Below are 24,898 nucleotides of genomic sequence, written 5' to 3'. Positions count from 1 at the left end.
CGGCTTAGCCGGCGGCCTTGGCGGGTTTGCCGCCCTTGTCGTCTTCACCCTTCTTGTCGCCGGCCAGGCGCACCGGCGCGCCGTCGGTCAGCTTCACCACGCCTTCGGTCACGATCTGCTGCCCGGCCTTCACGCCGCCCAGTATCTCGACCAGGCCGTTTTGGCGGATGCCGGTTTCGACCTTGGTCCGCTTGGCGGTGCGACCGTCCAGCACGAAGACGAAGCGTTCGTCGCCATCGCCGATCACGGCCAATTCGGGCACGCCGAGCGACTGGCGCTCACGCGAGAAGACGCTGACGGTCAGCAACATGCCAGGCTTCAGCGCCTTGTCGGGATTGGGCATGATCGCGCGGACCCGCACGGCGCGAGTGGCAGGATCGATCACCGGGTCGATCGTCGCGATCGTGCCGTTGAACGGCCGGTCGGGCCAGGCGGCGGACAGGGCACGGATCGGCATGCCCTCGCGCAGCATCGACAGGCGCGTCTCGGGCACGGTGAAGTCCAGCTTGATCCGCGAAATGTCGCTGACCGTGGCGATCGGCGTGCCGGCGGTGATGACCGCCCCGGGCGATACCGTCCGCAGGGACACCCAGCCGCCGAAGGGCGCGCGGATGGTGCGGTCGCCGATGCCGGCCCGGGCCAAATCAGCATTGGCGCGCGCGCTGCTGGCCAGCGCGATCTGCTGCTCGACCGTGGCGCCGGTAGCAAAGCCGCGCGACTTGAGTTCCTGGATGCGCTTCAACTGCTGGTCGGCCTGCAGCGCGGTCGCTTCCGCCGCCGCCAGCTCGGCCCTTTCCTGGCCCACGGCCATGCGGGCGATCACCTGCCCCTTGGACACGAAGCCGCCATCGGTGAAGTTGAGCATGTCGATGCGCTCGGTCACCGGTGCGGACAATATCACCTGTTCATTGGCGAGCGCAGTGCCGACCGCCTCGACATTGTCCGTAAAGCGCGTGGGCGCGATCGCCACCGCCTCCACCAGGGCTGGCGGGCGAGCTTTCTTTTCCTTCTCTCCACCGCAGCCGGCAAGACACAGGGCAATCAGGATGACAGGTAGAGTTGAGCGCATGGCGAGGGGCTAACGGGCCTTTGTGACGGACACAACCGCATGGAATGTGTCAAAATGTATCGCAGGGCGGGTAACGAAGCTGGCGCGATTATCCGCCAAGCCGCGCATATATCAGAAATTCGACATTGCCCTGTGGCCCGGTGATCGGGCTGGTCGTGATTCCAAGCACTTCCCAGCCCTTCTCACGGACCCAGGCGGCCACTTCGTCGCAGACGCGCTGGTGGATGGCAGGATCGCGCACCACACCGCCCTTGCCCACTTCCTCGCGCCCCGCCTCGAACTGCGGCTTGATGAGGGCGACCAATTGCGCGCCGGACCGGGCGAAGGTGATCGGCTTTTCCAGCACCTTGGCCAAGCTGATGAAGCTGGCGTCGCACACGATGATGTCGACCGGCTCGGGGATATGGGCGTCGGTCAGGATGCGGGCGCTGGTCTGTTCATGGACGATGACGCGATCGTCGGAGCGCAGCTTCCAGGCGAGCTGGTTGGTGCCGCTGTCAACGGCATAGACCTTTGCCGCGCCTTTGCTTAGCAGCACGTCGGTAAAACCGCCGGTCGAACTGCCGACGTCGATCGCGACGAAACCGGTGACGTCGATGCCATATTCGTCGATCGCATGGGCGAGCTTGATGCCGCCGCGCGACACCCAGGGATGGTCGCGCCCGCGCACGTCCAGTTCGGCATCAGCCGCCACCTGCTGCCCCGCCTTCTCCACCTTCTTGTCGCCCAGATAGACCAGGCCCGCCAGGATCAGCGCCTGTGCCCGCGCCCGGCTTTCGGCGAGGCCATTGTCGACGAGCAACTGGTCGGCACGGATCTTGGCCATCAGCGCACCAGTCCGGTAAGGGTCGACGGGGTCAATAGCTGCGGCAATGTCTGGGCCTCCTTGCCCGGTGCGTACCAGAGGTAGAGCGGCACGCCCGAACGGCCCTGCGCTTCGAGGAAGCGGGTAATCGCCGGATCGGCATTGGTCCAGTCGCCCGCCATAACGGTGACGCCCGCCTTCTCGAACGCCATCCGCACCTCCGCCCGCTTGATCGCGGCGGCCTCATTGGCCTTGCAGGTCAGGCACCAGTCGGCGGTGAAATAGAGGAAGACCGGCTTGTTCGCCGCGCGCAGCGCGTCGAGCTTTTCCGCGTCGAAGGCGACGACAGCCCCCTCGTTCGCCGCCGCAACCGCCGGCGCGCGGGCAGGCAATGCCATCGCCGCACCAACCAGCAGGATCGCCGCGCCGACACCGACCTGCAACCAGCCGCCACGCCCGGCCCGCTGGCGCATGCCCAGCCACCAGAGCAGCAGCACCAACGCCAGCGCCGCGCCAAGGCCGATGGTCATGCCACCGACCCCGCGCTGCTGACCCAGCAGCCAGGCAAGGCCCAGCGCGGTGAGGAACATCGGGATCGACAGGATGCGCTGCAGTCGGCCCATCCATGCACCGGGACGCGGCAGGCGATTGCGCAGCGCAGGCAGATAGGCGAGCAGCAGGAAGGGCAGCGCCAGGCCAAGCCCAAGCCCGGCAAAAATCGCCAGCGCCGCGCCCAAGGGCAGCACCAGCGCCGTGCCCATCGCCGCGCCCATGAACGGCCCGGTGCAGGGCGTCGCGACGAAGGCCACCAGCGCCCCGGTCCAGAAGGCGCCGATCATGCCGCCCTTGCCCACCAATCGGCCACCCCCGCCAAAGGCCGGCAGGTCGAACAGGCCGGCAAGGTTGAAGGCGATCGCGCTGACCAGCAGCAGCAGCGTCAGGATGATGCGCGGATCCTGCAACTGGAACGCCCAGCCGACCGCGCTGCCCGCCGCACGCAGCCCCAGCAACAATCCGCCCAGCGCCAGACAGGCCAGGATCACGCCCGCGCCATAGGCCAGCGCCTCACGCCGCGCCGCCCGCTCGTCGCCGCCCGCCTTGGCCAGGCTCAGTGCCTTCAATCCCAGGATCGGGAAGACGCAGGGCATGACATTGAGCAGCAGCCCGCCCAATATCGCCCCGCCCAGCGCCAGCAGGATCGTGCCCGCCAGTCCCTTGGGCGCGATCGCCGCGACCTCGCCGGGCTTGGCGCTCAACAGGAAACCGACATGGTCGCCGGTGCGCAGCACCGCCTGTGCAGCACCGCCCTTGAAGCCCTCGCCCGCCTGCGTCTCGACCAGCAGCCGGTCGCCTTCGCGGCTGATCTTCTGCGCGGCGGCGAAGCGCGCCAGCCCGTCGCTCAACGGGAAGAGATGGACGTCGCGCGCCTGCGCATCGGCCGGGAACGGCACCGACAGGCGCAGCTTGCCGTCGACGATCTGATAGGTCGCTTGCGCACCCAGCGGCCGGGGCAGATGGCCGCGCCAGCCATCGAAGCGCGCCTGCATCGCCGGCACGACCCTGCCGTCGCCCGCGACCAGTTCCAGCGCCAGCTCGCCGCTTTCGGGCACGCAGATCTTGTCGGTGCAGGCCAGCCATTCGGCCTTCACCCGGATCGGCAGACGCGTGCCGGCCGCCACGTCCGGCGCCACGCTCAGATTGGCGAGCACCGCATAGGGGCCTTCATAGACATGGTTCATCAGGCCCGAAATCAGCAGCGTCTCGGGCACTGGATAGCGCAGCGCGCCGATCGTCACGCCCTTGGGCAGCGTCCAGGTCACGGTCATGCCCAGGCCCGCGTCGCCCGGATTTTCCCAATAGCCGTGCCAGCCCTTTTCCGGCTTCATGGCAAAGGCGATGGTCGTGCCCTTGCCCGGTGCGGGTGCTGTGCTTTCGGCCATCAACTGCGCGGCGATATGCGCCGGGCCGCCGCCAAAGGCTGCCTGGGCCTGCACCGCAGGCGATGCGATCGACAGCCCTGCCAGCATGGCAAGCGTCATGAATATGACTTGAAAAATCCGCATCGGGCCTCTGGTCGGGTGGATGCAAGGGGGCTAGGTCGCTCCCTATCCGCCGTCAAGGCATGAGAAGGTCTAGCATATGTTCAAAAGAGTCGCCGCCGCCCTGTTGCTTGCCACCGCCATGCCCGTCGTAGCGCAGAGCCCCGCGCCTGCCGTTGCTCCTGCACCGGCCGCCAGCAGCATGACCGCGACTCCGCCCAAGCTGATCGTCGCCATCTCGGTCGACCAGTTTTCGGCCGATCTGTTCAGCGAATATCGCCAATATTACACCGGCGGCCTCAAGCGGCTGACGAGCGAAGGCGCGGTCTTCCCGCGCGGCTATCAGAGCCATGCCGCGACGGAGACCTGCCCCGGCCACTCGACCATCCTGACCGGTAGCCGTCCGTCGCGCACCGGCATCATCGCCAATAACTGGTTCGACCTCGACGCCAAACGCGAGGACAAGAATCTCTATTGCGCCGAGGATGAAAGCCAGCCGGGTAGCAGCAGCGACAAATATGAAGCCTCGCCGCTGCACCTCAAGGTGCCGACGCTGGGCGGCCGGATGAAGGCGGCCAATCCCGCCACCCGCGTCGTGTCGGTCGCCGGCAAGGATCGCGCCGCGATCATGATGGGCGGCGCGACCGCCGACCAGGTCTGGTGGCTGGGCGGGCAGCAAGGCTATGTCAGCTACAAGGGCGTTGCCCCCACCCCGCTCGTCACCCAGGTCAACCAGGCCTTTGCCCAGCGCCTGGCCCAGTCCAACCCCGGCTTCGAGCTGCCCGCCCAGTGCGTGTCGAAGGATTTCCCGGTCCAGGCCGGCAACCGCACCGTCGGCACCGGGCGCTTCGCGCGCGACGCCGGCGACTATAAGGGCTTCCGCATCTCGCCTGAACAGGACGCGATGACCCTGGCCTTCGCCGCCGCCGCGATCGAAAGCATGGAGCTGGGCAAGCAGGCGCAGACCGACATCATCTCGATCGGCCTGTCGGCGACCGACTATGTCGGCCACACCTTCGGCACCGAAGGCACCGAAAGCTGCATCCAGGTCGACCGGCTCGACACCGAACTGGGCGCTTTCTTCGACCGGCTGGACAAGGACGGCATCGACTATGTCGTGGTACTGACCGCCGACCATGGCGGCCATGACCTGCCCGAACGCCACCGCCTGAACGCGATGCCGATGGAACAGCGTGTCGACATGGCGCTGACGCCCAAGGCACTCAACGCCACCATCGCCGAGAAGGCCGGCCTGCCCGGCAAGAAGGTGATCTGGAGCGACGGCCCGTCGGGCGACATCTATTATGACAAGGGCCTGACCGCCGCGCAGCGCGCGAAGGTCGAAGCCGAGGCGCTCAAATATCTGCGCGCCCATCCGCAGGTGCAGACCGTCTTCACCAAGGCGGAAATCGCCGCCACCCCCTCGCCCTCGGGTCCGCCCGAAAGCTGGAGCCTGATCCAGGAAGCGCGTGCCAGCTTCTATCCCAGCCGCTCGGGCGACCTGCTGCTGCTGCTCAAGCCGCGCGTCATGTCGATCCCCGAACAGGCAGTGATGGGATCGGTTGCCACCCATGGTTCGCCCTGGGATACCGATCGCCGCGTGCCGATCCTGTTCTGGCGCAAGGGCATGCAGCATTTCGAGCAGCCGCTGGGCGTCGAGACGGTGGACATCCTCCCCAGCCTCGCCGCGCTGATCAAGCTGCCCGTGCCCAAGGACCAGATTGACGGCCGCTGCCTCGACCTGGTCGCCGGCAATGGCGACAGCTGCGCCGGGCAATAAGCCGGCAGCCGGCGGGACAGCCTCGCGCGATCCTTCGTCGACGCCTCCCCCTTCGATGGCGGGAGGCGTCGTCATTTGTATTTGCCTTGACAGGTTCAGACGGCTGCGTCCTTCACCGCCTTTTCCTTGCGCACCAGCCGGTCGATCGAATCCGGCACCAGCCGCTCGGCAAAGCCTGCCAGGAACGCCAGCAACATCATCCGCAATATGTCGCCGGTGTAGAAGAAGCCCAGCCCTTTCGACAGTTTGGCGATGCCGGATGGGACATCGTCATTGGCACGCACGATATATTCGGCTTGCCGCACACCACGATCAGCAGACGGTTTTTTCGGATCGGCCTGCGCCGTCGTAGCTGGCGCACTGCCGGCCGTTACCGGCGGCGATCTATGCCCTTCCGGCGGGTCGATAATCATCCGTCGTTCGGTCAGACTGGGAAAGAAGCGCACATCCAGCCCCAATGCGTCCGTCGAGCCGGACACAACCATCAAATAGAGGACCAGCGCGAAGACACCCCCCGCCGCGATCGAACCAGCCACGCTCTCTCGGCTGAAGTTGAGCGACACCAGTTCATTGAAAGGGTCGGCCAGAAGGATATTCTGCCCCCCAATATCATGAAATTTCCGACTGATGCTGACCACAGCCCCGACCATGCCGGTCAGGAAGACCAGGGCCAGCGCCGCCGGCATCCATGGCAATTGCCACGGTCCGCCGGGAAACCAGCCCGGCGTCGGTGTCGTTGCCAGCCAGAAGATCAGCGCAATCGCCACGACCACGCCCAGTACCCGCGACAACAACCACCATTTGATCGAGGCAAGCGTCTGCTCGCGCCGGGCATTGAGGATGTAGAGTTGCTGCATATAGGCCGACAGGCTCAGCAGATCGGCGCGGATGGCTTCTGCGTCGCCATAGCTTTCCTGCTGCAGGGACGGCGGCCGTGACGCCTCATATTCGATCAGCGCCTTTTGAGGCGCCACCCGCCGCATGCGATCGAGCAAGACCCAGCGACGCGCCACCAGGAAATCGTCCGGGATGATGGCAATCAGTTGAGCGTCCAGTTCGACGAAACATTCGAACCGTCTGCGCTGGCCAGCCGTTTCCTCGTCCCATACCGCCAAGTCCTGGGCATCCGGCGCACCGCCGTCACCGGCGGCCAAAGCGCCCTCTGGCTCTGCCGGTGCGGCGCACAGGTGGAACCGGAACTTGCGTTCAAGCTTGGCAATTTTCCTGAGCGCGCTGGTAATTTCAATTTCCTGCGCCGCGAGATCGGTGATCGCGGCCTGCATCAGCCCAATCTTTTCGGCCAGTTCCGCCCGCCCTTGCTGCTCGGCGTCCTCATCCGAAGGCGAAACCTGTAACCGCATGCGCAGCGCCTCCAGGTCGCGCAGCTTCGCTTCCTTCTGCGCCGACACGCGCTCGCGCCGATGATCCAGATAGGTCCGGGTCGACGCGATCAGAACGGCGATGCATTGGCCATAGGCCTCTACCACCTCGTTCAGTTTCTCGCTTGGTGCGACGGACGGTGTATTGACGTCACCCAACAGCAGGCGTGCCAATATATTTCCGCTACTTGCCCATGATAATCGCATGCCCAGCCACCCCAAAAGAAAGGATTCAATGGCGACCGACCGATTATCTTATCTCGATTTTCTGATATGGCTCGATATCGGCAAAATCCCCATGATCCAGATCATAGGCAATCGCAAAAACCGGCTCAATTGCACCGATCCACTACGGATCATTTTCTTCCGATACAGGAGAGGATTGCATCGGAATTGGCCAAATCGGACATGCATAACTGGCTTGTCAGATATTCTCGCCGATCCCATCCGTGCTTTCCAGCAGCGCGTGGACGCGGTGCGGGGCGGACACTTCCACTCGGCTGGTGACTTCGTGCCGCGCCTTGGCCTGGCGCACATTGCTGTCGGCTGGCACGCTTTCGGTCAGCCAGACATTGCCGCCGATGACCGAGCGGCTGCCGATGATGATCCGGCCCAGCACTGTCGCGCCGGCATAGATGACGACATCATCCTCGATGATCGGATGGCGCGGCTGCGCCTTTTCCAGCGCGCCCTTCTCGTCCGAGGGGAAGCTGCGCGCACCCAGCGTCACGCCCTGATAGAGCCGCACCCGATCGCCGACGATCGCCGTCTCGCCGATCACAACGCCGGTGCCATGATCGATGAAGAAGCTGTGGCCGATGCGTGCGCCGGGATGGATGTCGATGCCGGTATGGGAATGGGCGATCTCGGAAATGATCCGCGCGACCAGCGGCGCACCGAGTTCATAAAGGCGATGCGCCAGCCGGTGATGGATAATCGCCAGCATCGATGGGTAGCAGATCAGCACCTCGTCCACGCTGCGCGCGGCCGGGTCGCCCAGGAAGGCCGCCTCGACATCGCTGTCGAGCAGGGTGCGCAGTGCCGGCAGGCTGTGCGCGAAGTCGCCGATGATCCGCGACGCCGCAGCATCCACGGTGGCGATCGGATCTTCCTTCATCGCATAGATGAGTTCGAGCCGGATCTGGCCATAGAGCCGGCTGAGCACGGTCTGTAGCGTCTCGGCCACATAGGCATCCTCATTGTGCAAGCGCACAAAGCTCGGCCCCAACCGTAACGGGAAGAGCGCGCCGCACAGCGCGGCGGTGATCTTCAACAGATTGGCGCGCGAGGGAAAGCCCTCTGCTCCATATTCGGCATGATGCTGCTGTTCCTGCCGCCAGCGACTGCGCGCGCCGGCCAGATCCGCGACCAGCCGGTCGAGATCCCAATAGCCTACGCCTTCACTCTGCACTTCGCCGTCCGCCATTCCCTGCGCCTCTTGTCCGATGGGCAACCGGAATAACCCGCGTTCCTGCATCAGGATAAACGAGTTTTGCTTGGGGGATGCGAGATTCTCTTTGCCGAACGCCGCAAAAGGCCGGTCAGACCTTGGCCGTCACCTTGTCGATGAACAGGCAGATTTCGACGCGCAGACCGCCTTCAGGCCGGTTCGCGAGCGTCAGGCGGCCGCCCTCCTGCTCCACCGCCTTGTCGACGATGGCCAGCCCCAGGCCCATACCGCGGGTATTGCGCTGGCGGGCCGTATCGAGCCGATGGAAGGGCCTGAGCACCTCCTCCAGCCGGTCGCGCGGAATGCCAGGCCCATCATCGTCCACGCGGATGAGTACCTCATTCTCGTGCCGCGCGACGCTCACCCGCGCGCGCTGGCCATAATGAAGCGCATTTTCGATAAGGTTACGCACCGCACGACGCAGCGACAGCGGACGGACCTCCATCTCCAGATGGTCCGGTCCTTCATAGATCACGTCATCACCATGATCCTGGAAGGCATCGACCACGGTCGCGATCGTCACCGCAACGTCGATCCGCACCGCCGGCTCGGGATTCTTCTCGCCGCCCAGAAACGCCAGCACGGATTCGATCATTTCGCCCATCTCGGCCAGATCCTCGCCCATTGCCTCGCGGATTTCGGGATCGTCCACCGCCTCCAGCCGCAATTGCAGCCGGGCGAGCGGTGTGCGCATGTCATGGCCGACCGCCGCCAGCGTCTCGGTCCGTTCGTTGATCAGGCGATGGATGCGGGTCTGCATCACGTTGAACGCGCGGATCAGGTTGCGCACATCGTTGGTGCCCGCTTCGGCCACCGCTATCTGCTGCGCCAGGCCGATCCGCTTGGTCGCATGGGTCAGGTCGCGCAACGGCGCCAATGTCCGCCGGATCAGCACCCCTCCCGCGATCAGCAGCGCCAGCACCGGGATCAACGCCAGGCCAAAGCGGCCGAAGGTGAAGGCCCATTTGCCCCCGCTGTGATGCATGCCGAAATAGAGCCAACTGCCATCCGCCAGTTGCAACCCGCCATTGATCTGGGAGGATCGCCCAGGCGAGTTCAGTCGCAGCCAAAGCCGCGATTCCTCCAGGCTCGGTTCCCAATCGACGATCTGCTGGCGCATCCGCGCCAATCCGGGTGACAGTGGCGGCGGCGGCGGCGCGGCTAACGTCCAGTGGATGTCATAGCGGTCGGTGGTCAGTTGCGCGCTAACCCCGCCACGCTGGCTGACCGGCGCCTTGGCCACCAGCTTGCGTGCGATCACCAGATGCTCGGCCAGGCGGCGCGCCTCGTCATCCTGCAGCGACAAATGGCTGGCGCGTTCATAGATCAGCGTGCCAACGACAAATTCCAGCAGGACGGTCAGCAGCAATATGCCGAAGATGCGGCCGACCAGCCCAAGCGACCGGCTGAACCGCTGTCGTCTCAAGCGCGCGCGACTTCCGCATTGAACATATAGCCGACGCCGCGCACCGTGGTGATCGGCGCTGGCCGATCCTGCGTCGACAGCTTGCGGCGCAAGCGACTGACCAGCACGTCGATGCTGCGATCACTGCTGTCGCCCATGCGCGTTCGCGACAGTTCGATCAGCCGTTCCCGCGCGATCACCCGCTGCGGATGGCTGAGAAAACTGCCGAGCAGGTCGAACTCGGCACCGGTCAGGTCGACGATCGCGCCGGTAGGCGAGCGCAATTCGCGGCGCGGGAAATTGACGATCCAGCCATCGAAGCGCGCTTCATTTTCGCGATGCTCGTCCGGTCCGCGCTCCACGCCGACCCGGCGCAGGATGGCGCGGATGCGGGCGATCAGTTCGCGCGTGCCGAACGGCTTGGGCAGATAATCGTCCGCGCCCAGTTCCAGCCCGACGATGCGGTCGGTCTCGCTGCCCTTGGCGCTGATGAAGATGATGGGAACGTCACTCTTGCGACGGATCTGCCGGCAGAGATCAATGCCGTTGGTGCCGGGCAGCATGACGTCCAGCACGACCAGGTCGACCGGGCCGGCATCGAAGGCCACCCACATTTCCGGACCGGACGAAGCCGGGCGGACCTGATAGCCATGTTCCTGCAATGCCCGCGCGGTCAACGTGCGGAGCGGCGGATCGTCTTCGACAAGGATGATCGAGGGGGCGGTCATGCGCGGAGCAACATCAGGCTGTTCATGATGTTGGGAGATAAGCAGCGACCGGTGGAGGGTCAACCGCAGCTTGCTGCCGAAACACTTCCCGCGAGGCGTAGCAACAATTTGTCACGCCGGGGACAGTTGCCCTCCCCCCGCCAGCAAGACAAGAGGGAGCCGGGCCTGCGGAAGCAGGCCCGGCTTCAACGATCAGAAAGCGGCCGAGATCGAGAAGACGACGGTGCTGCGCGCGATCGACTTGCCGAAATTGTCGCCGTCCGCGACCTGGAAGTTGGGACGCAGATAATTTTCCTCGACGCGGGCGATGTCAGTGTCGACATAGGCGATGCTCAGCGTCAGCGGCGTACCCGGCACGGCCAGGTCGGCACCGACCAGCCAGTCGAGATATTTGCCGGTCGGTGCGACCGACGTGCCATTCGGCCCCAGCCCGCTATTGCCGTTCGACCAGCCCAGATGCGCCTTCAGGCTGACCGGCGTGTTCGGGATCGCACCGCTGACATCACCCCAGATGTAGAAATTATCTTCCTTGTCACCCGGATTGTAGATGGTGCAATCGGCGTCGCTGCACCACTTGCCCAGTGCTTCCTGCTTGGGGGCATAGGCCACGCCCAGCAGGCCCTTGACCGGGCCGACCTGACTCGACAGCTTCACATAGGGTTCGGCGAAGTCGGTCTTGTCGGCGCCCGACGGGTACATGTACCAGGTCAGGCCGACGTCCAGCGTCGCGCCGCTGTCGCCCAGTGGAACGGCATAGCCCGCGAACAGGTCCAATTCCATGTTGGCGCCACCAAAGGTGCCCCAGCCCGACAGGTTGGACCCCCAGGTGCCGACATAGACGCCGCTTTCATGGGTTGCGGTAAGGCCACCCTGGATCGCCATGCCGCGATCGGACTGCGAAACACCACGGAAGCGATAGTCGGAAACCAGGCCAACGCTGCCGGTTACGGTGACCGGCCCTGCGGGTTCTTCCTGGGCGAAGGCCGGCACGCTCGACATCAGAGCCAGGGCGGCACAGGCGATTTGATACTTCATGAACATTCCCCTTAACGAAAGAATGTTCCGTCCTGCATCCGCGGCCCGAAGATCTGTTCGAAATCGTCTTCCGTACCGGCGGATGCCTATTGGCCTATTCTTGCCGCCCGCCGGCGCAAACCTCTATCTTCGCACCTGCACAAAGGAAGAAGGACGCTGTGATATCAGGATCACGTTTCTTTTCCAAAGAATAGCCAATATGTTTCTATTTGATTTCTAAATAGCATCAATTCGTGAAAAAGCCGCCGCATCACGAGGATGCGGCGGCTTTTCCGTAATGTCGTCTATGTTAGGCGACGAGCTGGCGCATCCGCCCGGTCGCGCCGAACAGCTCTACCCTGGCCCCCGCCCCGGTGCGGCGATCGGCCCATTCGCGTACCATTTCGGCGCAGGTGTGGTCGATATGGGTCAGGCGCTCGACATTCAGGATGACCAACTGGCCGGCGGGCACGGCCTCCAGCTTGGCCGACAGCTTTGGCAGACTCAGGAAGCTTGCGGTGCCGTGCAGTGCGACTTCATGCGCGTCGCCACGGCTGGCTTCCTCGACACCCAAGCGTAGGCGGCTGGCATGCGGGATCAGTTCGATCAGCGACAGGCCGATGCCCACCAGCACGCCGGTCAGCAGGTCGGTGGCGACGACGCAGATCAGGGTCGCTGCCCACACAATGGCCGGCAGCGGGCCATAGAGATGGAACAGATGCTTGACGTGCGACAGGCTGACCAGGCGGAAGCCGGTCACGACCAGGATGCCGGCCAGCGCCGCCATCGGTACTTCGCGCAGCAGCCAGGGCAGCAGCGCAACGAAGCCCAGGATCCAGGCGCCGTGCAGGATCGCCGACAGGCGGGTCTTGGCACCAGCCTGGACGTTGGCGGAGGAGCGGACGATGACGCCGGTCATCGGCAGCGCGCCGGCAAAGCCGCAGAGCAGGTTGCCCACGCCCTGCGCGCTCAGTTCACGGTTATAATTGGTGCGCACGCCGTCATGCATGCGGTCGACCGCAGCCGCCGACAGCAGGGTTTCAGCGCTGGCAATGAAGGCGATGGCGATGGCGGTGGTGATGACGGTCGGGTTCAGCAACTGCGCCAGCAGACCCTGTTCGGGCAGGCTGATCGCCGACAGGATCGATTCCGGCACGACCACGCGGGCAACCGGCAGGCCCAGGGCAAAGGCGACCAGCGTCGCGGCGACCACGCCGACCAGCGCGCCCGGCACCAGCTTCATCGAAGCGGGGCGGAACTTTTCCCAGCCCAGCATCGCACCGATGGTGACAAGGCCGACGGCAAAGGCGGTCGCCGCGTCCTGATTGGTCAGGCCCAGTATCTGGCCGGGCATCGCGATCAGATTGTGCAGACCGCTCGACAGCGGCTTGTCATCGAACAGCACATGGAACTGCCCGACGACGATCAGCACGCCGATGCCCGCAAGCATGCCATGCACGACCGCCGGCGAAATGGCGCGGAACCAGCCGCCGACCTTGAGCAGGCCGGCGACGACCTGGATCGCCCCCGCCAGGATCAGGATCGGACCAAGAGCCGAGAGCCCCTGTTCCCGCACGATTTCGAAGACGATGACCGCAAGGCCCGCCGCCGGACCGCTGACCTGCAGCGGCGACCCCGCCAGCAGACCAACGACCAGGCCACCGATCATGCCGGTTATCAGGCCTTTTTCCGGCGGCACGCCGGAGGCAATGGCGATGCCCATGCACAGCGGCATGGCCACCAGGAACACGACGATCGACGCCGTGAAGTCGCGGCTGAACGTGCCGCCGGAAAAGGCCTTCAACATGATTTACTCCGCAGCTTGTGCGATGGGCGATTCACCGGCCAGGCGGCGCCCATGGGGAAGAGCGACCGGCAGCGGCTGGCCTTCGCGCAGCACCGAGAAGCGACCGGTTTCGCCGTCCAGGCCCAGGACCTGACCGGCATGAATATCGACATACCAGCCGTGCAGGGCGATCTCGCCACGGGCGATGCCCGACGCGACCGACGGATGGGTGCGCAGGTGCGACAACTGCACGACGACATTTTCCAGCGCCATGTTGCGCAGCTTGTCGGCAGCATCCAGGTCGGCAGGATAGGATTCGCGGCACAGCTTCTGCGCGGCATGGCTGTGGCGCAGCCAGGCGGCGACGTTGGGCATGGTGCTCAGGTCCGCGTCGGTGGCCAGCGCCTTCATCGCGCCGCAGTCGCTGTGCCCGCACACGATGATGTCGCGCACGCCCAGCACCATGACGGCATATTCGACCGTGGCGGTCACACCGCCCAGTTGGCTGTCATGCGGCGGCACGATGTTGCCGGCGTTGCGGCAGACGAACAGGTCGCCCGGCTGGGCCTGCATGATGTGCTCGGGCACGATGCGCGAATCGGCGCAGGAGATCATCAGCGCCTTGGGGCTCTGCCCGTGGCTGGCCAGTTGATTGTAGAGTGTGCTTTCGTTCGGAAAGACCTTGGTCTCGAAACTGAATACACGGCCGAGAAGCTCGTTCATGGCTTTCATCCTCTTATTGCTATGGCGGCGCCGGTCAGGGGGCGGACCGGCCTAGCTTGCAGAATAGGCAGCCGGTTTTGCTGCGGCGCAGCGGAATTGTTAAAAACTATGTCTGGGTTGCAAAGCGCCCGATGCGCGCGCCGAACGACGGAAAACCGCCATTGGCGCGCCTTTCCGGGGGTTCAGCGCCGGTCGACGACCGCGCTGAACATGTATCCGACGCCACGAACAGTCACGATTGGGGCGGGCCGCCCCTCATGGGACAGCTTGCGGCGCAACCGGCTGACCAGCACGTCGACGCTGCGGTCGGACGAGGGAGCGTCGCGCACCCCCGCCAGTTCCATCAACCGCGCACGCGCAATCACCGCCTGGGCATGATCCAGCAACACGGCGAGCAGCGAAAATTCCGCCGCCGTCAGTTCCACCAGCGCGCCTGCCGGGTCCGTCACTTCGCGCCGGGCGAAATCGACCACCCAGTCGTCGAACCGCGCCTGGGTCTGGCGGCGCAGGCCCAGGACCCGTTCACTCCGCCCGCGCCGCAGCACGGCGCGCAGGCGCGCGGCCAATTCGCGGGTCGAATAGGGCTTGGCCATATAGTCGTCGGCGCCCAGTTCCAGGCCCACCACGCGGTCGACCTCACTGCTGTCGGCGCCGACCAGGATGATCGGTACGTCGCTGCGTTCGCGCACGTCACGGCACAGATCCATGCCATCCGGCCCGCGCAGCCCTGCATCCAGCACGACCGCGCCGACCGGCATCCGCTCCATGGCACTGAAAATATCGCTCGACGAGGCCGCAGGCAGAGCGCGAAACCCGCTCTGCTCCAGGAATTCGCGGACCTTGTGCCGCAAATCCTGCTGCGTCTCGGCGATCAGTATCAACGGTGGGCTCATCAGCCCTTCACGTTCAGCGCGCGCACGCTGTCCAGTTCATTCACCAGCACGGCCCGGTCCTGCTGCGCGACCGAGACCGCTTCGGCATTGCGGGCGCCCGCATAACGGGCGACCTCGGCATCCACCTGGCTGCGCGCAGCGGCGCAGGTGCCCGCATAGCTGCCCGACAGCGGCGCGAAGCGATGGACAGCCTTGCCGAATGCCGGCACGGACTGGCCCTGCGCCGCGACGGCGCGATCGACGCGCACATCGGCCTGCCAGCGGCACACCGGAATCGCGTTGCGATTGCCAAAGCGCGGCTCGACCTGGGTGAAGCGCACCGAGGATGCGGTGTGATAGCTGGCGGTATAGGCCTGGGCACCGTGGGTCAGTTCGGCGCTGTGGATCGGGGTGGAGGAAGCGGCGAGCGCCGCGACACTGGCAAGGATCGGCAACATGGGTGGCTTCCCTTCGAAACAGACATATCCAGCAATAAGCGGGATCCTTCCGACGGGTTTAGGCAGGGAGAATGTCTCCCCAATATGCCGAACGTTACAAATTATTGCTGCATGGCAGCAGCGCGTCAAGCGACCCTTGCGACCATCGCAGCGGCTGGAAGCGGACGCACCACCCCCGACAGGACATCGATCAACCCGGAAAGCCATTGCGCATCGGCCGCCGCACGATGCCGCGCCGAGTACAACGCATCGGCATGGGCCACCGCAGCGGTGATCCGCGGTTCGTCCGCGCCCCATTCATCCAGCAACAATGAGACATGATCGATCGCGAAGGGCGCCATCACCGCCTCCGTATCGGCCAGGGTCTGGAGCCAATATTGATCGATCACGCTATCCGCCACGACTCGGCATCCGGCCACCGCCGCCGTAAGCTCCGCCAGCACCACATCCGCCGGCTCGCCCTGCGTCTCTATTTGCGCGCGCGACAGGCCGTGCAACGCTTCGGCTTCGGCGGTCCAGTCCCAGCCCGCCCAGGCGGCATGGGGGCGAATGATCCAGCTTCGGGCGATGCCGCCACCCGCTATGCCCACTTCGATCGGGAAAGACCGTCCGTGCCGGGGCAGGCACGACGCCTCGAAATCGATCGCCATGATGGTCAAAGGCTCTCTCCGAATATCTCCACGTCCGCCCCATTTTTGGGTCTGGCCGTCCACATCTGATACGCCCCTGTCCTCTCCAACTATGTCAGGCCGATGTCATTGGCCATCAGGATTTTCGGAAAAGATGCGGACCGACGGTCCGGTGCGACGGTGCGACGGTGCGACCACCGACCTGATTTCAACCGCCTATGGCCAGCGGCCTGCATTGCCGCTAACCCGATGCGATGACGGACAAGAGCATGATCGACTGATGTGGGTGTTGCTGGGCATCGCCCTGATCGTCGCGGGCTTCCTGCTGCGTTTCAATCCGCTGCTGGTGATCCTGGCCTCGGCGATCGTCACCGGCCTGGCGGCCGGTCTCGATCCGCTCACCATCCTCTCCGCCTTCGGCAAGGCCTTCAACGATTCACGCTATGTCTCGGTCGTTTGGGTGGTGCTGCCGGTGATCGGCCTGCTCGAAACGCATGGGCTGCAGGAACGGGCACGCGGCCTCATCGACCGGATGCGCGGCGCCACCACCGGCCGTTTCCTGACCTTCTACCTCCTCGCCCGGCAGATTTCAGCCGCCATGGGCCTGATCTCGGTGGCCGGCCATGCCCAGACCGTGCGCCCGCTGGTCGCGCCGATCGCCGAAGCCGCCGCCGAGAAACAGGCCGGGGCGCTCGATGAAGAGCAGCGCGACGAGATCAAGGCCTGGGCCGCCGCGACCGACAATGTCGGCGTCTTCTTTGGCGAGGATATCTTCCTCGCCATCGGGTCGATCCTGCTGATCAAGGGGCTGCTGGAGCAATATGGCATCCTCCTCGAACCGCTCCAGTTGTCGGTCTGGGCGATCCCGACCGCGATCGCCGCGCTGCTGATCCACGGCTTTCGCCTGTGGCGGCTCGACCGCCGGCTGAACGCGCAGGGTGCCAAGGCCCATCTTCCCGAGACTGCGGAGGATGCCGCATGATCACCCTCCACTGGGTCTATGCGCTGATGGGTGCGGTGTTCGCCGGCTATGCCCTGCTCGGCACCGCCGACCGCAGCAACCCGCGCCGGTTCACCACTGCCGCCTTCTGGGCGTTGCTGGCGCTCAGCATGTGGGCGGGCGACCGGATCGGCGACATCGGCAATGGCGTCCTCGTCCTCGGCCTCGTCGCCATCGCCGGCTTCAGGGGGATGGGGCGCGGCAGCGGTGGCGTATCGCTGGCGCAGCGGCAGGCGCGGGCAGACCGCCATGGCAATGGCCTGTTCGCCATCGCCCTCGTCATTCCCGTCACCGCGCTGGCCGGCACCTTCCTGTTCAAGGCTTTCCCCGCCTGGATCGACCCCAAGCAGACCACCCTCATCTCGCTGGCGCTGGGCGTCCTCATCGCGCTCGCCATCGGCTGCACCTGGCTGCGTGCCCGGCCGATCGTCGCCCTGCAACAGGGGCGACAGTTGATGGACTCGGTCGGCTGGGTGGCGATCCTGCCGCAGATGCTGGCCAGCCTCGGCGCAGTGTTCGCGCTCGCCGGCGTCGGCGATGTGGTCGGCGGCATCGTCCGCCTCGCCATTCCCGACGGCAGCCTGCTCGGCGCGGTGATCGCCTATGGCGTGGGCATGGCGCTCTTCACCATCGTCATGGGCAATGCCTTCGCCGCCTTCCCGGTGATGACCGCCGCGATCGGCATCCCGCTGCTGATCCACCAATATCATGGCGATCCGGCGATCATCTGCGCGATCGGCATGCTGGCGGGCTTCTGCGGCACGCTGCTGACGCCGATGGCCGCCAATTTCAATCTCCTCCCCGCCGCTTTGCTGGAGTTGAAGGACGAATATGGCGTGATCCGCCGCCAGATCGGCACCGCCCTGCCCCTGCTCTGCGTCAACATCCTCCTGATATATTGGCTGGCCTTCCGATGACACGACTGACCCAGGATATTGCCGATCGCTTCGCCGCGCTCACCCTCTCCCATCTGGGGCGCCAGTTTCCCTACAAGATGGACCTGACCTATCAGGGGCCGGAAGATGCCCGCATCCCGGCGGAACATCACCCGGTCTTCCATGGCAGCTATGACTGGCACAGTTGCGTCCATGGCTGGTGGCAAGTCATGCGCCTGCGCCGACTCTATCCAGGCATGGCGCAGGCCGACGCCATCCGCGACCGCGCCGACATGATGCTGGTGCCCGACAAGGTGGCGGGCGAACGCGCCTTCCTCACCCGCCCGACCGCTGGCGGGTTCGAGCGGCCCTATGGCTGGGCCTGGCTGCTCGCGCTCCATGCCGAACTTGCCCGGCAGGACGGTCCCTGGGCCGCCGTGATCGAGCCGCTGGCGCTCGACTTCGCCGCGCGATTCCACGCCTTCCTGCCGAAAATGACCTATCCGCTGCGCGTCGGCACCCACTTCAACAGCAGCTTCGCGCTGATCCACGCATATGACTGGGCCAAGGACCGCGATCCCATACTCCAGGCGCTGATCCGCGAGCGCGCGCTCGCCTGGTTCGGCCAGGACCGCGCCTGCCAGGCCTGGGAACCGGGTGGCGACGAGTTTCTCTCCTCGGCGCTCACCGAAGCGTTGCTGATGAGCCGGCTGCTGTCGCGCGCCGATTTTGCCGACTGGTTCGGCACCTTCCTGCCCGACCTTCCGACCGGCCAGCCGGCCACCCTGTTCACCCCGGCTACCGTGTCCGACCGCAGCGACGGCAAGATCGCCCATCTCGACGGCCTCAACCTCAGCCGTGCCTGGTGCTGGCGCGGCATCGCCGCCGCGCTGGGCGCCGACGCGCCGATCGCGCCGATCGCCGAGCAGGCGGCGATCGCCCATCTCGACGCCGCGCTCCCCCATATAGCCGGCGACTATATGGGGGAGCATTGGCTGGCCAGCTTCGCCCTGCTGGCGCTGGAATAACCCCAGCCTCAGGGCATGTTGGCGAGCAACAGCTTCATATGCGCCGTCGGCGCGGTCGTGCGCGACTGGAGGCGGAACATGTAGTCATAGGCCCACCAGGCGCCGCCACCCCAGGCGGTCCAGCCCAACACCGCCGACGACGTCTTCAGCCGGCGCAGCATGTCGGGATATTCCTTTGCGCATTGCGACTGGCCCGACGCGGCAATCTCGCCGAAGAACAGCTTCACCTTGTATTTCTCGGCCCAGGTCAGCACGGCATTCACGCGCTGGCCTGCCTTGGCCTCGCACTTGTCGGTCGTGCCGGTCGACCAAGCGTCAAGATATTGATGCACTTCAAAGGCATAATTCTTACCGGGATCGACGAACTTCACCGCCTGCGCGGCATTGCCCGAACTCACCCAATTATGCGCGCCAGTCCAGGCGGTGCCGGGGATCAGCAGCTTGTTGCTGATCTTCTGGGCGCGGATATCCTTGGTCACCTGTCCGGCGATCGCCCACCATTGCGCGACATTCTGTCGGTTCGGCTCGTTCATCAGGCCGATCCAGACCTTGGGGTTGGATCGATAATCCTCCATGATCTTGACCCAGGCATTGGTCAGCGCCGTCGTCGCCAGCGTGCCGCTGCCGACCAGAGCCGCCGAACCCTTCACCTGGCGCGCGCCATAATTATGCATGTCCAGGATCACCGTGAGGCCCAGCGCATTGGCCTGGGTCACGACGGATTTGAGCGCCTTACGATCGACCTCCGACAAGGGGCCGTAGAGATTGGGCTGCAACCGCTCCCAGCGGAAGGGCACGCGCAGCAGCTTGAAGCCCTGCGCCGCATAGCTGCGCATTTCCGCCGTGCTGGGATAGATATAGTTGCTGCCCAGCTTGCCACCGGTGCCGCCAAATTCGCCACCGGAAATATTGATGCCCGGCAAAACCTTGGACGTGCTGCTCGCTGTCGCTGCGGGCGCGGCAGCCACCGCGGCGGTAAAGGCCTGCGCCGCCGTCGTCGTCGGCGCCGTCGCACTGCTGCCGGCAATCAGGGCAGCGTTGGCCGATGACGGGATGGTAATCACCCGTGCTTCGGGCGTATCCGCCTCTGCCCCTGATAGTGTCACGGCCGCAAGAACACCCGTCGCGGCAAGCGCAACCACTGCGGCTGCAACGCCGCCCCCCATCTTCTTCATGAAATTATCTATCCTGTCAGACCCAAAGGAGGCGGGCCCTTAGCCAGCATAGTCAGGCAATGTCTTCACCCCGGTTGCGGGATTTGGTTAAGCCTCCGGCAGGCTGTTCCAATAATGCGCCATATGGGTTTTTCCTTAGGTAAAACTCCCGATCCGCCAGGGAAAACGGGCGTGGACCATTGTTCCCGTGACAGTCGAATCAGGTCGTAAAAATTTGCCCCGGGCAAATATCGTTTGAAAATATATCCGGGTAATATTAGAAGCGCCCCATGACCGAAGAGGAAAGACGGACGGCGATCGCCGCCTATAGGGAGCAGAAAGTCGAAATCGGCATCTATGCCCTATATTGCGCGCCTTCGGGTCAGCGCTGGGCCGGCAGCGCCCCCAATCTCGCGACGATCCGCAACCGACTCTGGTTCACCCTGCGGCTCGGCAAAGATCGGCATCCAGGCCTGCAGGACGCCTGGAATGCCCATGGCGAAGACGCCTTCAGCTTCGAGATTCTCGAACGGCTCAAGGATGACGATCTTGGCCCCGGCCGGGACCGCCGGTTGAAGGACCGCCTCCTCCAATGGACGGAAGAACTGCAGGCGATCCGTATCTGACCGGACAGCGAGCCTCTTCAGCTCGCCACCGCCAGCAGCTTGGCACTCATTGCCGGCCATTCGCTCATGTCCCACCCCTCGGGCGTCTCACGCGTGATGATCTGATCGGCGCCGAAGCAATTGCCGAGGTCGATGTCCTCGCTCTTCTCGAACGCCCGGTCGGCCAGCGAATAGAAGGGACGGACTTTGGGCAGGGTCAGGTCGTCGGGATTCTGCTCGACCACGATCGCCAGCCGGTGCGAACGCAGGCGCACGAGCGACCCGATCGGATAGATGCCGACCGCGCGCTGGAACGCCTGAAAGATTTCCGCGTCGAACAGCGCGCCACCATCCTCATCGATCTTCAGCAACGCGCGCGACGGGTCTTCGCCACTACGGTGCAAACGATTTGACGTCATGGCGTCATAGCTGTCGCAGATCGCGGCCATCCGCGCGAACATGCCGATCTGCTCGCCGGCCAGGCCATTGGGATAACCGCTGCCGTCCAGCCGCTCATGATGGTGGAGACACACGTCCAGCACTTCCGCAGGCATTTCACCGCCCAGGGTCAGGAACTCGTGCGCCAACGTGGTGTGGCTCTTGACCACGTCCCACTCCTCCGGCGTCAGGGGTGCATCCTTGTCCCAGACTTCCTGCGGCACATGGGCCATGCCCATGTCCATCAGCAGGCCGGCCAGGCCCGCCTTGCGGATATCGTCGGGCGACAGGTGCATCTGCTGGGCCAGGCCTATCATCAGCGCGCAGACCGACAGCGCATGCTGATAGAGATATTCGCCGCTATTCTTCATCCGCGTGATCGCCATGAAGGCGTGCGGATTGCGCTGAACGGAGCTGGAAATCTCCTCGACCATGGTTTCCAGCTTGGCCGCCTTCACCGCCTTGCCCAGCCGCACATCCTCATAGAGCTTGCGCATGGTGCGGCCCGACTTGCGGGCCAGCCGCTGGGCATGGACCATCTCGGCGCGGATCGGCAGTTTGTCCTTGGACAGGGGATCGAACGGCCGGTCGACCGGCGGCGGCGGCGCGACGCGGCGCACGATCGTCGGCCCGGCGCGGCCGAACACCCGCTCGCGCGGCTCGCTGATCGGCACCACGCGGGATGGCGCCGGCGGAGCCAGTGTCACATCTGCGCCGCGCGACACGTCGATCGTTACCCATTCGACCTTGCTGGCATGCAAATCCGCCAGTTGCTCGGGATCGTCGAGCAGCATCTTGCGCTTCCAGAAAGGGTGGGAAAACCACGACCCTTCCAGCTTGTGCAAGAACATCCCCAGTTTCACGTCCTGGGTGCGGATTTTTTTCAGCATTTATACGGCCCCGTAGTCCCCGGAGTCATTTCGCAGGCCGTACCTTTCCAAAAGGTTAACAAGGGGATGACTGATCCAATCCGCTCGCCTTCACGTCGTCGCCGTGCCAGCCCCCTACCCCTGCCCGCCTCATTGCAGATGCTCGATGCCCTCTTTGCGGGTGCGGGCTTGGGGCAGCAGACCCAGCCTGCGATAGACCTTCATCAGCAATTCGCCGACCTTGCGACTGGCCGGCGCCGCGACAAAGGCAAAATGGGCACAGACCAGCGCCCGCTCCGGCTGATTGAGCTTCAGCGCATAATCGGCGGCAATCATCCACATGGTCCAGTTGACCGGCGCCGCCAGCGCGGCCTCCTCGGCCATGTCCGCCGCGTGCGCCTGCTCTCCAAGCTGCCAAAGGCTGGCACAGAGCAACGCAACCAGCTTCTCATGGGGGGCAATCGCCGCCCCCAGTTCGGCAATGCGGGCCGCCTCGCGCCACTGCCGCAGGTCGTAGTGCAATTGCGCCAGACGGAGATGGTGACCTGCATGACAGGGGTCCAGCCGCAGCGCTTCCTGGGCGATCGGCATGGCCGCCTGCGGATCGCTGGCGATCAGGCCGTCCGCCACCTCGCCCAACCGGGCCGCCGCACTCATCCGACCAACCCCCTGCTGCATTCCGCGCTGACGCGCCCGCGCGTTGATGGCCAGCAATCTGTGGACACGAAGATCATTGAGGAAATCCGACCCCAACACACTGCCCAACGCGTTGCGCGCGCGCCGCAGTGCCTTACCCCAGCCGGCTTCGATGTTGCGCCGCTTGGCGGCATCTGGATGCTTGCGCCATTCCGGCGCCCATTGCACCCGCCAATAGCCCCTCTTCCAGGCATCCCGTGCCATTTGCAGCGGCGTCACCGGATCGCGATGGGCCGTCACGACGCGAGTGGACAGGTCCACGCCGATCCGATCGCCGATGGCCCGGTTGAGATAGCTGTCCTCGCCACCGCCGACACCGACCGGGAAATAGCCCAGTTGATCGAACAGGGACCGGGCATAGGACATGCCATAGCCCGGCGCCTGCATCGGTGCATCACCGGGCCAGCGGGTCGAGCGCAAGGCCGCACTCGACACCCAGGATACGAGATTGTCGACATAGGCGGGCACGATGGCGCTGGGCACAGCAAGCGCCCCGCCATCATGCGCCTTCAACCGCTCCACCACCCACCCCGGCGCAGCCAGGCAGTCGCCGGCCAGGAAAGCGACGATCGGCGCGCGGCTGGCGTCGATGCCGATATTGCGCGCCGCGCCCACATAATGGGGCTCTTCCAGTTCGATCAGATGCAACTGGTCCAGCCACGGCGCCAGCATGGGAGCAACCTCGCCACCGCCCGAATTGACGACGATAATTTCGGTCAGCGGCGCCTGCTCCACGATCGATGCGACCGCCTCGGCCAGGTCCGGTTGCGCGCGAAAGCCCATCACCACCACGGTCATCGCGGCGTCAGACGGGACCAGAGCCCCCTTCCGCACATGCGCCCCGCCCTTCACCCAGCGGCGCCACAGCGCATCCTGGTCGCCGATATCGGCCTCGACGTAACGCCGCGCATCGGCGGCGAGCTTGCGCACCGCGCGACTGCTCGGGGCCAGAGCGACGGCATGGTCGGCGGCGGCCTTCGCGCCCTCAATGTCGCCTTGGGCCAGCCGCGCCCGACCCAAGAGGATTGCGCCAGCAGCCATGGCTGGCATGCGCTCCATAAGCGCCGTCAGCCCCTGCTCAGCGGCCTCCGTCTGCCCAGCTTCCAGAGCCAGCGCGCCCGACAGAAGCGCCACGTCCCCATCCGCAGCAAAGGCAGTGGCGGCGCGTGCCGCGATATCGGCCGCACTGGCTGGCGCCTTGCGCCCACGGCTGCGCTGGATCAGGCGCAGACGGCAATGCAGCGGATCCTCGACCGTCGCACTGGCCGCCGGCAAGGGCGGCGCCCATAGCCCGCCATCCTCAACATAGGCGGGGGAATATTGCCGCTCGGCCGCGATCGACGCGAACTGCGCGCCCGCCTCGATCGCCAGATAGTCATAACCGATATCCTGCATCTTCCGCTCAGGGTCGAGCAGCGCATATTGATCGCGCCGCAATTGCCGCCGCTCAGGCGCAATCATGCGCAGATGATAGCAGGCAATGTTCGAAGAACGGGCGCGTCGGGGGCGCCGATAGGCGAAGGGATCGGCATGGAGTTGCTGGTCGGGCACATGGATATCATCGGTGACCGGGAACAACCGGCTGCGTGAACGGCCGCCCCATATGCCATCGACGCGATACTCGTCAGGCGCGAACATCTCGAACAGGTCGACCCGCCAGACCGGCATGTCGCTGGCCCCCGTCAGAAACGGCATCCGCGTTGCCAGACCATCCTCGAACCGCTCGTCCGGGTCGACCACCAATATCCATTCCGCGCCATGTTGCCTGGCGGCGTTGAGCAGGGCGCGGCGGCGCTGGGGTTCGGAACTATACCAGGCACCGGCGCTTCGATCGTCGAAGGAAACCCAGCCATGGACCATCGGTCGGATATTATCGAGCAGCCCCGGAACGAGGTGATGATCGTAACGGAAAGAAAAACAGGCCATCACCATGGCATGATCTTTTTCGGGAACCGCATGGATAGTTGTTTCGAGTGACATGCAGTCCTTCTCTCTTCTCTGACCGGCCCGCCTCCTGTCATTTGTCGGGCGCATGATGTCAATCTGACGACGCATGACAAAGCCATAAGACAGGCCACCTCATCTTTTCGACAGGT

The 24,898-nt window shown here is 65.0% G+C and carries 21 protein-coding genes; 5 read left to right on the top strand and 16 right to left on the bottom strand.

All coding sequences use genetic code 11. The features are described from left to right. Positions 1 to 4 precede the first annotated feature (4 nt). The 3 genes from GGQ90_RS12315 to GGQ90_RS12305 all read right to left on the bottom strand — a co-directional run bounded on the left by GGQ90_RS12315 (position 5) and on the right by GGQ90_RS12305 (position 3,937). Complete coding sequence (locus tag GGQ90_RS12315; protein ID WP_188082393.1) at positions 5 to 1,069, bottom strand: efflux RND transporter periplasmic adaptor subunit; 1,065 nt, start codon at positions 1,067 to 1,069, stop codon at positions 5 to 7. A gap of 88 nt (positions 1,070 to 1,157) precedes the next feature. Then, the gene (locus GGQ90_RS12310) at positions 1,158 to 1,895 is read right to left on the bottom strand and encodes a TlyA family RNA methyltransferase (protein WP_188082392.1); all 738 of its coding nucleotides are present in this window, start codon (positions 1,893 to 1,895) and stop codon (positions 1,158 to 1,160) included. Then, entirely contained in the window at positions 1,895 to 3,937 is a 2,043-nt protein-coding gene (locus tag GGQ90_RS12305) for a protein-disulfide reductase DsbD family protein (RefSeq protein WP_188082391.1), read from the bottom strand. The genes GGQ90_RS12310 and GGQ90_RS12305 overlap by 1 nt, the downstream gene beginning before the upstream one ends. Positions 3,938 to 4,013: 76 nt before the next feature. Here GGQ90_RS12305 and GGQ90_RS12300 point away from each other — a divergent pair, with 76 nt between their 5' ends. Continuing rightward, the gene (locus tag GGQ90_RS12300; protein WP_188082390.1) at positions 4,014 to 5,693 is read left to right on the top strand and encodes an alkaline phosphatase family protein; all 1,680 of its coding nucleotides are present in this window, start codon (positions 4,014 to 4,016) and stop codon (positions 5,691 to 5,693) included. Between the two features lie 95 nt (positions 5,694 to 5,788). Here GGQ90_RS12300 and GGQ90_RS12295 read toward each other — a convergent pair whose 3' ends face one another. From GGQ90_RS12295 to GGQ90_RS12250, 10 genes are all read right to left on the bottom strand, one after another. Next, a complete protein-coding gene (locus tag GGQ90_RS12295) occupies positions 5,789 to 7,246 on the bottom strand; it encodes a hypothetical protein (RefSeq protein ID WP_188082389.1) in 1,458 nt (485 codons plus the stop codon). Positions 7,247 to 7,496: 250 nt separating this feature from the next. Then, complete coding sequence (gene epsC / locus GGQ90_RS12290; RefSeq protein ID WP_188082388.1) at positions 7,497 to 8,498, bottom strand: serine O-acetyltransferase EpsC; 1,002 nt, start codon at positions 8,496 to 8,498, stop codon at positions 7,497 to 7,499. 115 nt (positions 8,499 to 8,613) lie between these two features. Then, positions 8,614 to 9,948, bottom strand: coding sequence for an ATP-binding protein (locus GGQ90_RS12285; RefSeq protein WP_188082387.1), 1,335 nt, complete (start codon positions 9,946 to 9,948; stop codon positions 8,614 to 8,616). Next, entirely contained in the window at positions 9,945 to 10,655 is a 711-nt protein-coding gene (locus GGQ90_RS12280; protein WP_188082386.1) for a response regulator, read from the bottom strand. The genes GGQ90_RS12285 and GGQ90_RS12280 overlap by 4 nt, the downstream gene beginning before the upstream one ends. 192 nt (positions 10,656 to 10,847) lie before the next feature. Then, positions 10,848 to 11,696 (bottom strand): TorF family putative porin, encoded by an 849-nt coding sequence (locus tag GGQ90_RS12275; RefSeq protein WP_188082385.1) that lies wholly within the window; start codon positions 11,694 to 11,696, stop codon positions 10,848 to 10,850. 283 nt (positions 11,697 to 11,979) lie between these two features. After that, a complete protein-coding gene (locus tag GGQ90_RS12270) occupies positions 11,980 to 13,476 on the bottom strand; it encodes a SulP family inorganic anion transporter (RefSeq protein ID WP_188082384.1) in 1,497 nt (498 codons plus the stop codon). 3 nt (positions 13,477 to 13,479) lie between these two features. Next, the gene (locus GGQ90_RS12265; protein WP_188082383.1) at positions 13,480 to 14,178 is read right to left on the bottom strand and encodes a carbonic anhydrase; all 699 of its coding nucleotides are present in this window, start codon (positions 14,176 to 14,178) and stop codon (positions 13,480 to 13,482) included. 182 nt (positions 14,179 to 14,360) lie between these two features. Then, on the bottom strand, positions 14,361 to 15,071 hold the full coding sequence (locus tag GGQ90_RS12260; RefSeq protein WP_188082382.1) for a winged helix-turn-helix domain-containing protein: 711 nt from the start codon (positions 15,069 to 15,071) through the stop codon (positions 14,361 to 14,363). Then, positions 15,071 to 15,508, bottom strand: a complete 438-nt coding sequence (locus GGQ90_RS12255; protein ID WP_188082381.1) for a hypothetical protein — start codon at positions 15,506 to 15,508, stop codon at positions 15,071 to 15,073. Before GGQ90_RS12255 ends, GGQ90_RS12260 begins: the two co-directional genes overlap by 1 nt. A gap of 125 nt (positions 15,509 to 15,633) precedes the next feature. Further along, on the bottom strand, positions 15,634 to 16,158 hold the full coding sequence (locus GGQ90_RS12250; protein ID WP_246428237.1) for a 3'-5' exonuclease family protein: 525 nt from the start codon (positions 16,156 to 16,158) through the stop codon (positions 15,634 to 15,636). 259 nt (positions 16,159 to 16,417) lie between these two features. On the opposite strand from GGQ90_RS12250, the gene GGQ90_RS12245 reads away from it, so the two are divergent. Genes GGQ90_RS12245 through GGQ90_RS12235 form a run of 3 tightly spaced genes read left to right on the top strand, consistent with a single transcriptional unit; the run spans position 16,418 to position 19,040 of the window. Beyond that, positions 16,418 to 17,119: a DUF969 domain-containing protein gene (locus GGQ90_RS12245; protein ID WP_188082505.1), complete on the top strand. Its 702-nt coding sequence runs from the start codon at positions 16,418 to 16,420 to the stop codon at positions 17,117 to 17,119. Next, entirely contained in the window at positions 17,116 to 18,054 is a 939-nt protein-coding gene (locus GGQ90_RS12240; protein WP_188082379.1) for a DUF979 domain-containing protein, read from the top strand. The genes GGQ90_RS12245 and GGQ90_RS12240 overlap by 4 nt, the downstream gene beginning before the upstream one ends. Next, positions 18,051 to 19,040, top strand: coding sequence for a DUF2891 domain-containing protein (locus GGQ90_RS12235; protein WP_188082378.1), 990 nt, complete (start codon positions 18,051 to 18,053; stop codon positions 19,038 to 19,040). Before GGQ90_RS12240 ends, GGQ90_RS12235 begins: the two co-directional genes overlap by 4 nt. A gap of 8 nt (positions 19,041 to 19,048) precedes the next feature. On the opposite strand, the gene GGQ90_RS12230 is transcribed toward GGQ90_RS12235, so the two are convergent. Continuing rightward, positions 19,049 to 20,215 carry a glycoside hydrolase family 5 protein gene (locus GGQ90_RS12230; protein ID WP_188082377.1) on the bottom strand — a complete coding sequence of 389 codons (1,167 nt, stop codon included), beginning with the start codon at positions 20,213 to 20,215 and terminating at the stop codon, positions 19,049 to 19,051. Positions 20,216 to 20,484: 269 nt separating this feature from the next. Here GGQ90_RS12230 and GGQ90_RS12225 point away from each other — a divergent pair, with 269 nt between their 5' ends. Next, entirely contained in the window at positions 20,485 to 20,820 is a 336-nt protein-coding gene (locus GGQ90_RS12225; RefSeq protein WP_188082376.1) for a GIY-YIG nuclease family protein, read from the top strand. 17 nt (positions 20,821 to 20,837) lie between these two features. Here GGQ90_RS12225 and GGQ90_RS12220 read toward each other — a convergent pair whose 3' ends face one another. Continuing rightward, the gene (locus tag GGQ90_RS12220; RefSeq protein WP_188082375.1) at positions 20,838 to 22,127 is read right to left on the bottom strand and encodes an HD-GYP domain-containing protein; all 1,290 of its coding nucleotides are present in this window, start codon (positions 22,125 to 22,127) and stop codon (positions 20,838 to 20,840) included. Positions 22,128 to 22,256: 129 nt separating this feature from the next. Continuing rightward, positions 22,257 to 24,782 carry a glycosyltransferase gene (locus GGQ90_RS12215; protein WP_188082374.1) on the bottom strand — a complete coding sequence of 842 codons (2,526 nt, stop codon included), beginning with the start codon at positions 24,780 to 24,782 and terminating at the stop codon, positions 22,257 to 22,259. Positions 24,783 to 24,898 lie beyond the last annotated feature (116 nt).

It is taken from the genome of Sphingobium scionense (assembly GCF_014197035.1).
Taxonomy (GTDB): Bacteria; Pseudomonadota; Alphaproteobacteria; order Sphingomonadales; family Sphingomonadaceae; genus Sphingobium; species Sphingobium scionense.
Note: the sequence above shows the minus strand (reverse complement) of the source record. Positions and strands in the feature narration are given on the sequence as shown.

Excerpts from the sequence above, each read along its gene's own strand:
- GGQ90_RS12305 (WP_188082391.1), bottom strand. The coding sequence starts at position 3,937 with ATGCGGATTTTTCAAGTCATATTCATGACGCTTGCCATGCTGGCAGGG.
- epsC (WP_188082388.1), bottom strand. The coding sequence starts at position 8,498 with ATGGCGGACGGCGAAGTGCAGAGTGAAGGCGTAGGCTATTGGGATCTC.
- GGQ90_RS12310 (WP_188082392.1), bottom strand. The coding sequence starts at position 1,895 with ATGGCCAAGATCCGTGCCGACCAGTTGCTCGTCGACAATGGCCTCGCC.
- GGQ90_RS12250 (WP_246428237.1), bottom strand. The coding sequence starts at position 16,158 with ATGGCGATCGATTTCGAGGCGTCGTGCCTGCCCCGGCACGGACGGTCT.
- GGQ90_RS12220 (WP_188082375.1), bottom strand. The coding sequence starts at position 22,127 with ATGCTGAAAAAAATCCGCACCCAGGACGTGAAACTGGGGATGTTCTTG.
- GGQ90_RS12235 (WP_188082378.1), top strand. The coding sequence starts at position 18,051 with ATGACACGACTGACCCAGGATATTGCCGATCGCTTCGCCGCGCTCACC.
- GGQ90_RS12280 (WP_188082386.1), bottom strand. The coding sequence starts at position 10,655 with ATGACCGCCCCCTCGATCATCCTTGTCGAAGACGATCCGCCGCTCCGC.
- GGQ90_RS12260 (WP_188082382.1), bottom strand. The coding sequence starts at position 15,071 with ATGAGCCCACCGTTGATACTGATCGCCGAGACGCAGCAGGATTTGCGG.
- GGQ90_RS12240 (WP_188082379.1), top strand. The coding sequence starts at position 17,116 with ATGATCACCCTCCACTGGGTCTATGCGCTGATGGGTGCGGTGTTCGCC.
- GGQ90_RS12215 (WP_188082374.1), bottom strand. The coding sequence starts at position 24,782 with ATGTCACTCGAAACAACTATCCATGCGGTTCCCGAAAAAGATCATGCC.
- GGQ90_RS12300 (WP_188082390.1), top strand. The coding sequence starts at position 4,014 with ATGTTCAAAAGAGTCGCCGCCGCCCTGTTGCTTGCCACCGCCATGCCC.
- GGQ90_RS12265 (WP_188082383.1), bottom strand. The coding sequence starts at position 14,178 with ATGAACGAGCTTCTCGGCCGTGTATTCAGTTTCGAGACCAAGGTCTTT.
- GGQ90_RS12245 (WP_188082505.1), top strand. The coding sequence starts at position 16,418 with ATGTGGGTGTTGCTGGGCATCGCCCTGATCGTCGCGGGCTTCCTGCTG.
- GGQ90_RS12225 (WP_188082376.1), top strand. The coding sequence starts at position 20,485 with ATGACCGAAGAGGAAAGACGGACGGCGATCGCCGCCTATAGGGAGCAG.
- GGQ90_RS12315 (WP_188082393.1), bottom strand. The coding sequence starts at position 1,069 with ATGCGCTCAACTCTACCTGTCATCCTGATTGCCCTGTGTCTTGCCGGC.
- GGQ90_RS12255 (WP_188082381.1), bottom strand. The coding sequence starts at position 15,508 with ATGTTGCCGATCCTTGCCAGTGTCGCGGCGCTCGCCGCTTCCTCCACC.
- GGQ90_RS12270 (WP_188082384.1), bottom strand. The coding sequence starts at position 13,476 with ATGTTGAAGGCCTTTTCCGGCGGCACGTTCAGCCGCGACTTCACGGCG.
- GGQ90_RS12230 (WP_188082377.1), bottom strand. The coding sequence starts at position 20,215 with ATGAAGAAGATGGGGGGCGGCGTTGCAGCCGCAGTGGTTGCGCTTGCC.
- GGQ90_RS12275 (WP_188082385.1), bottom strand. The coding sequence starts at position 11,696 with ATGTTCATGAAGTATCAAATCGCCTGTGCCGCCCTGGCTCTGATGTCG.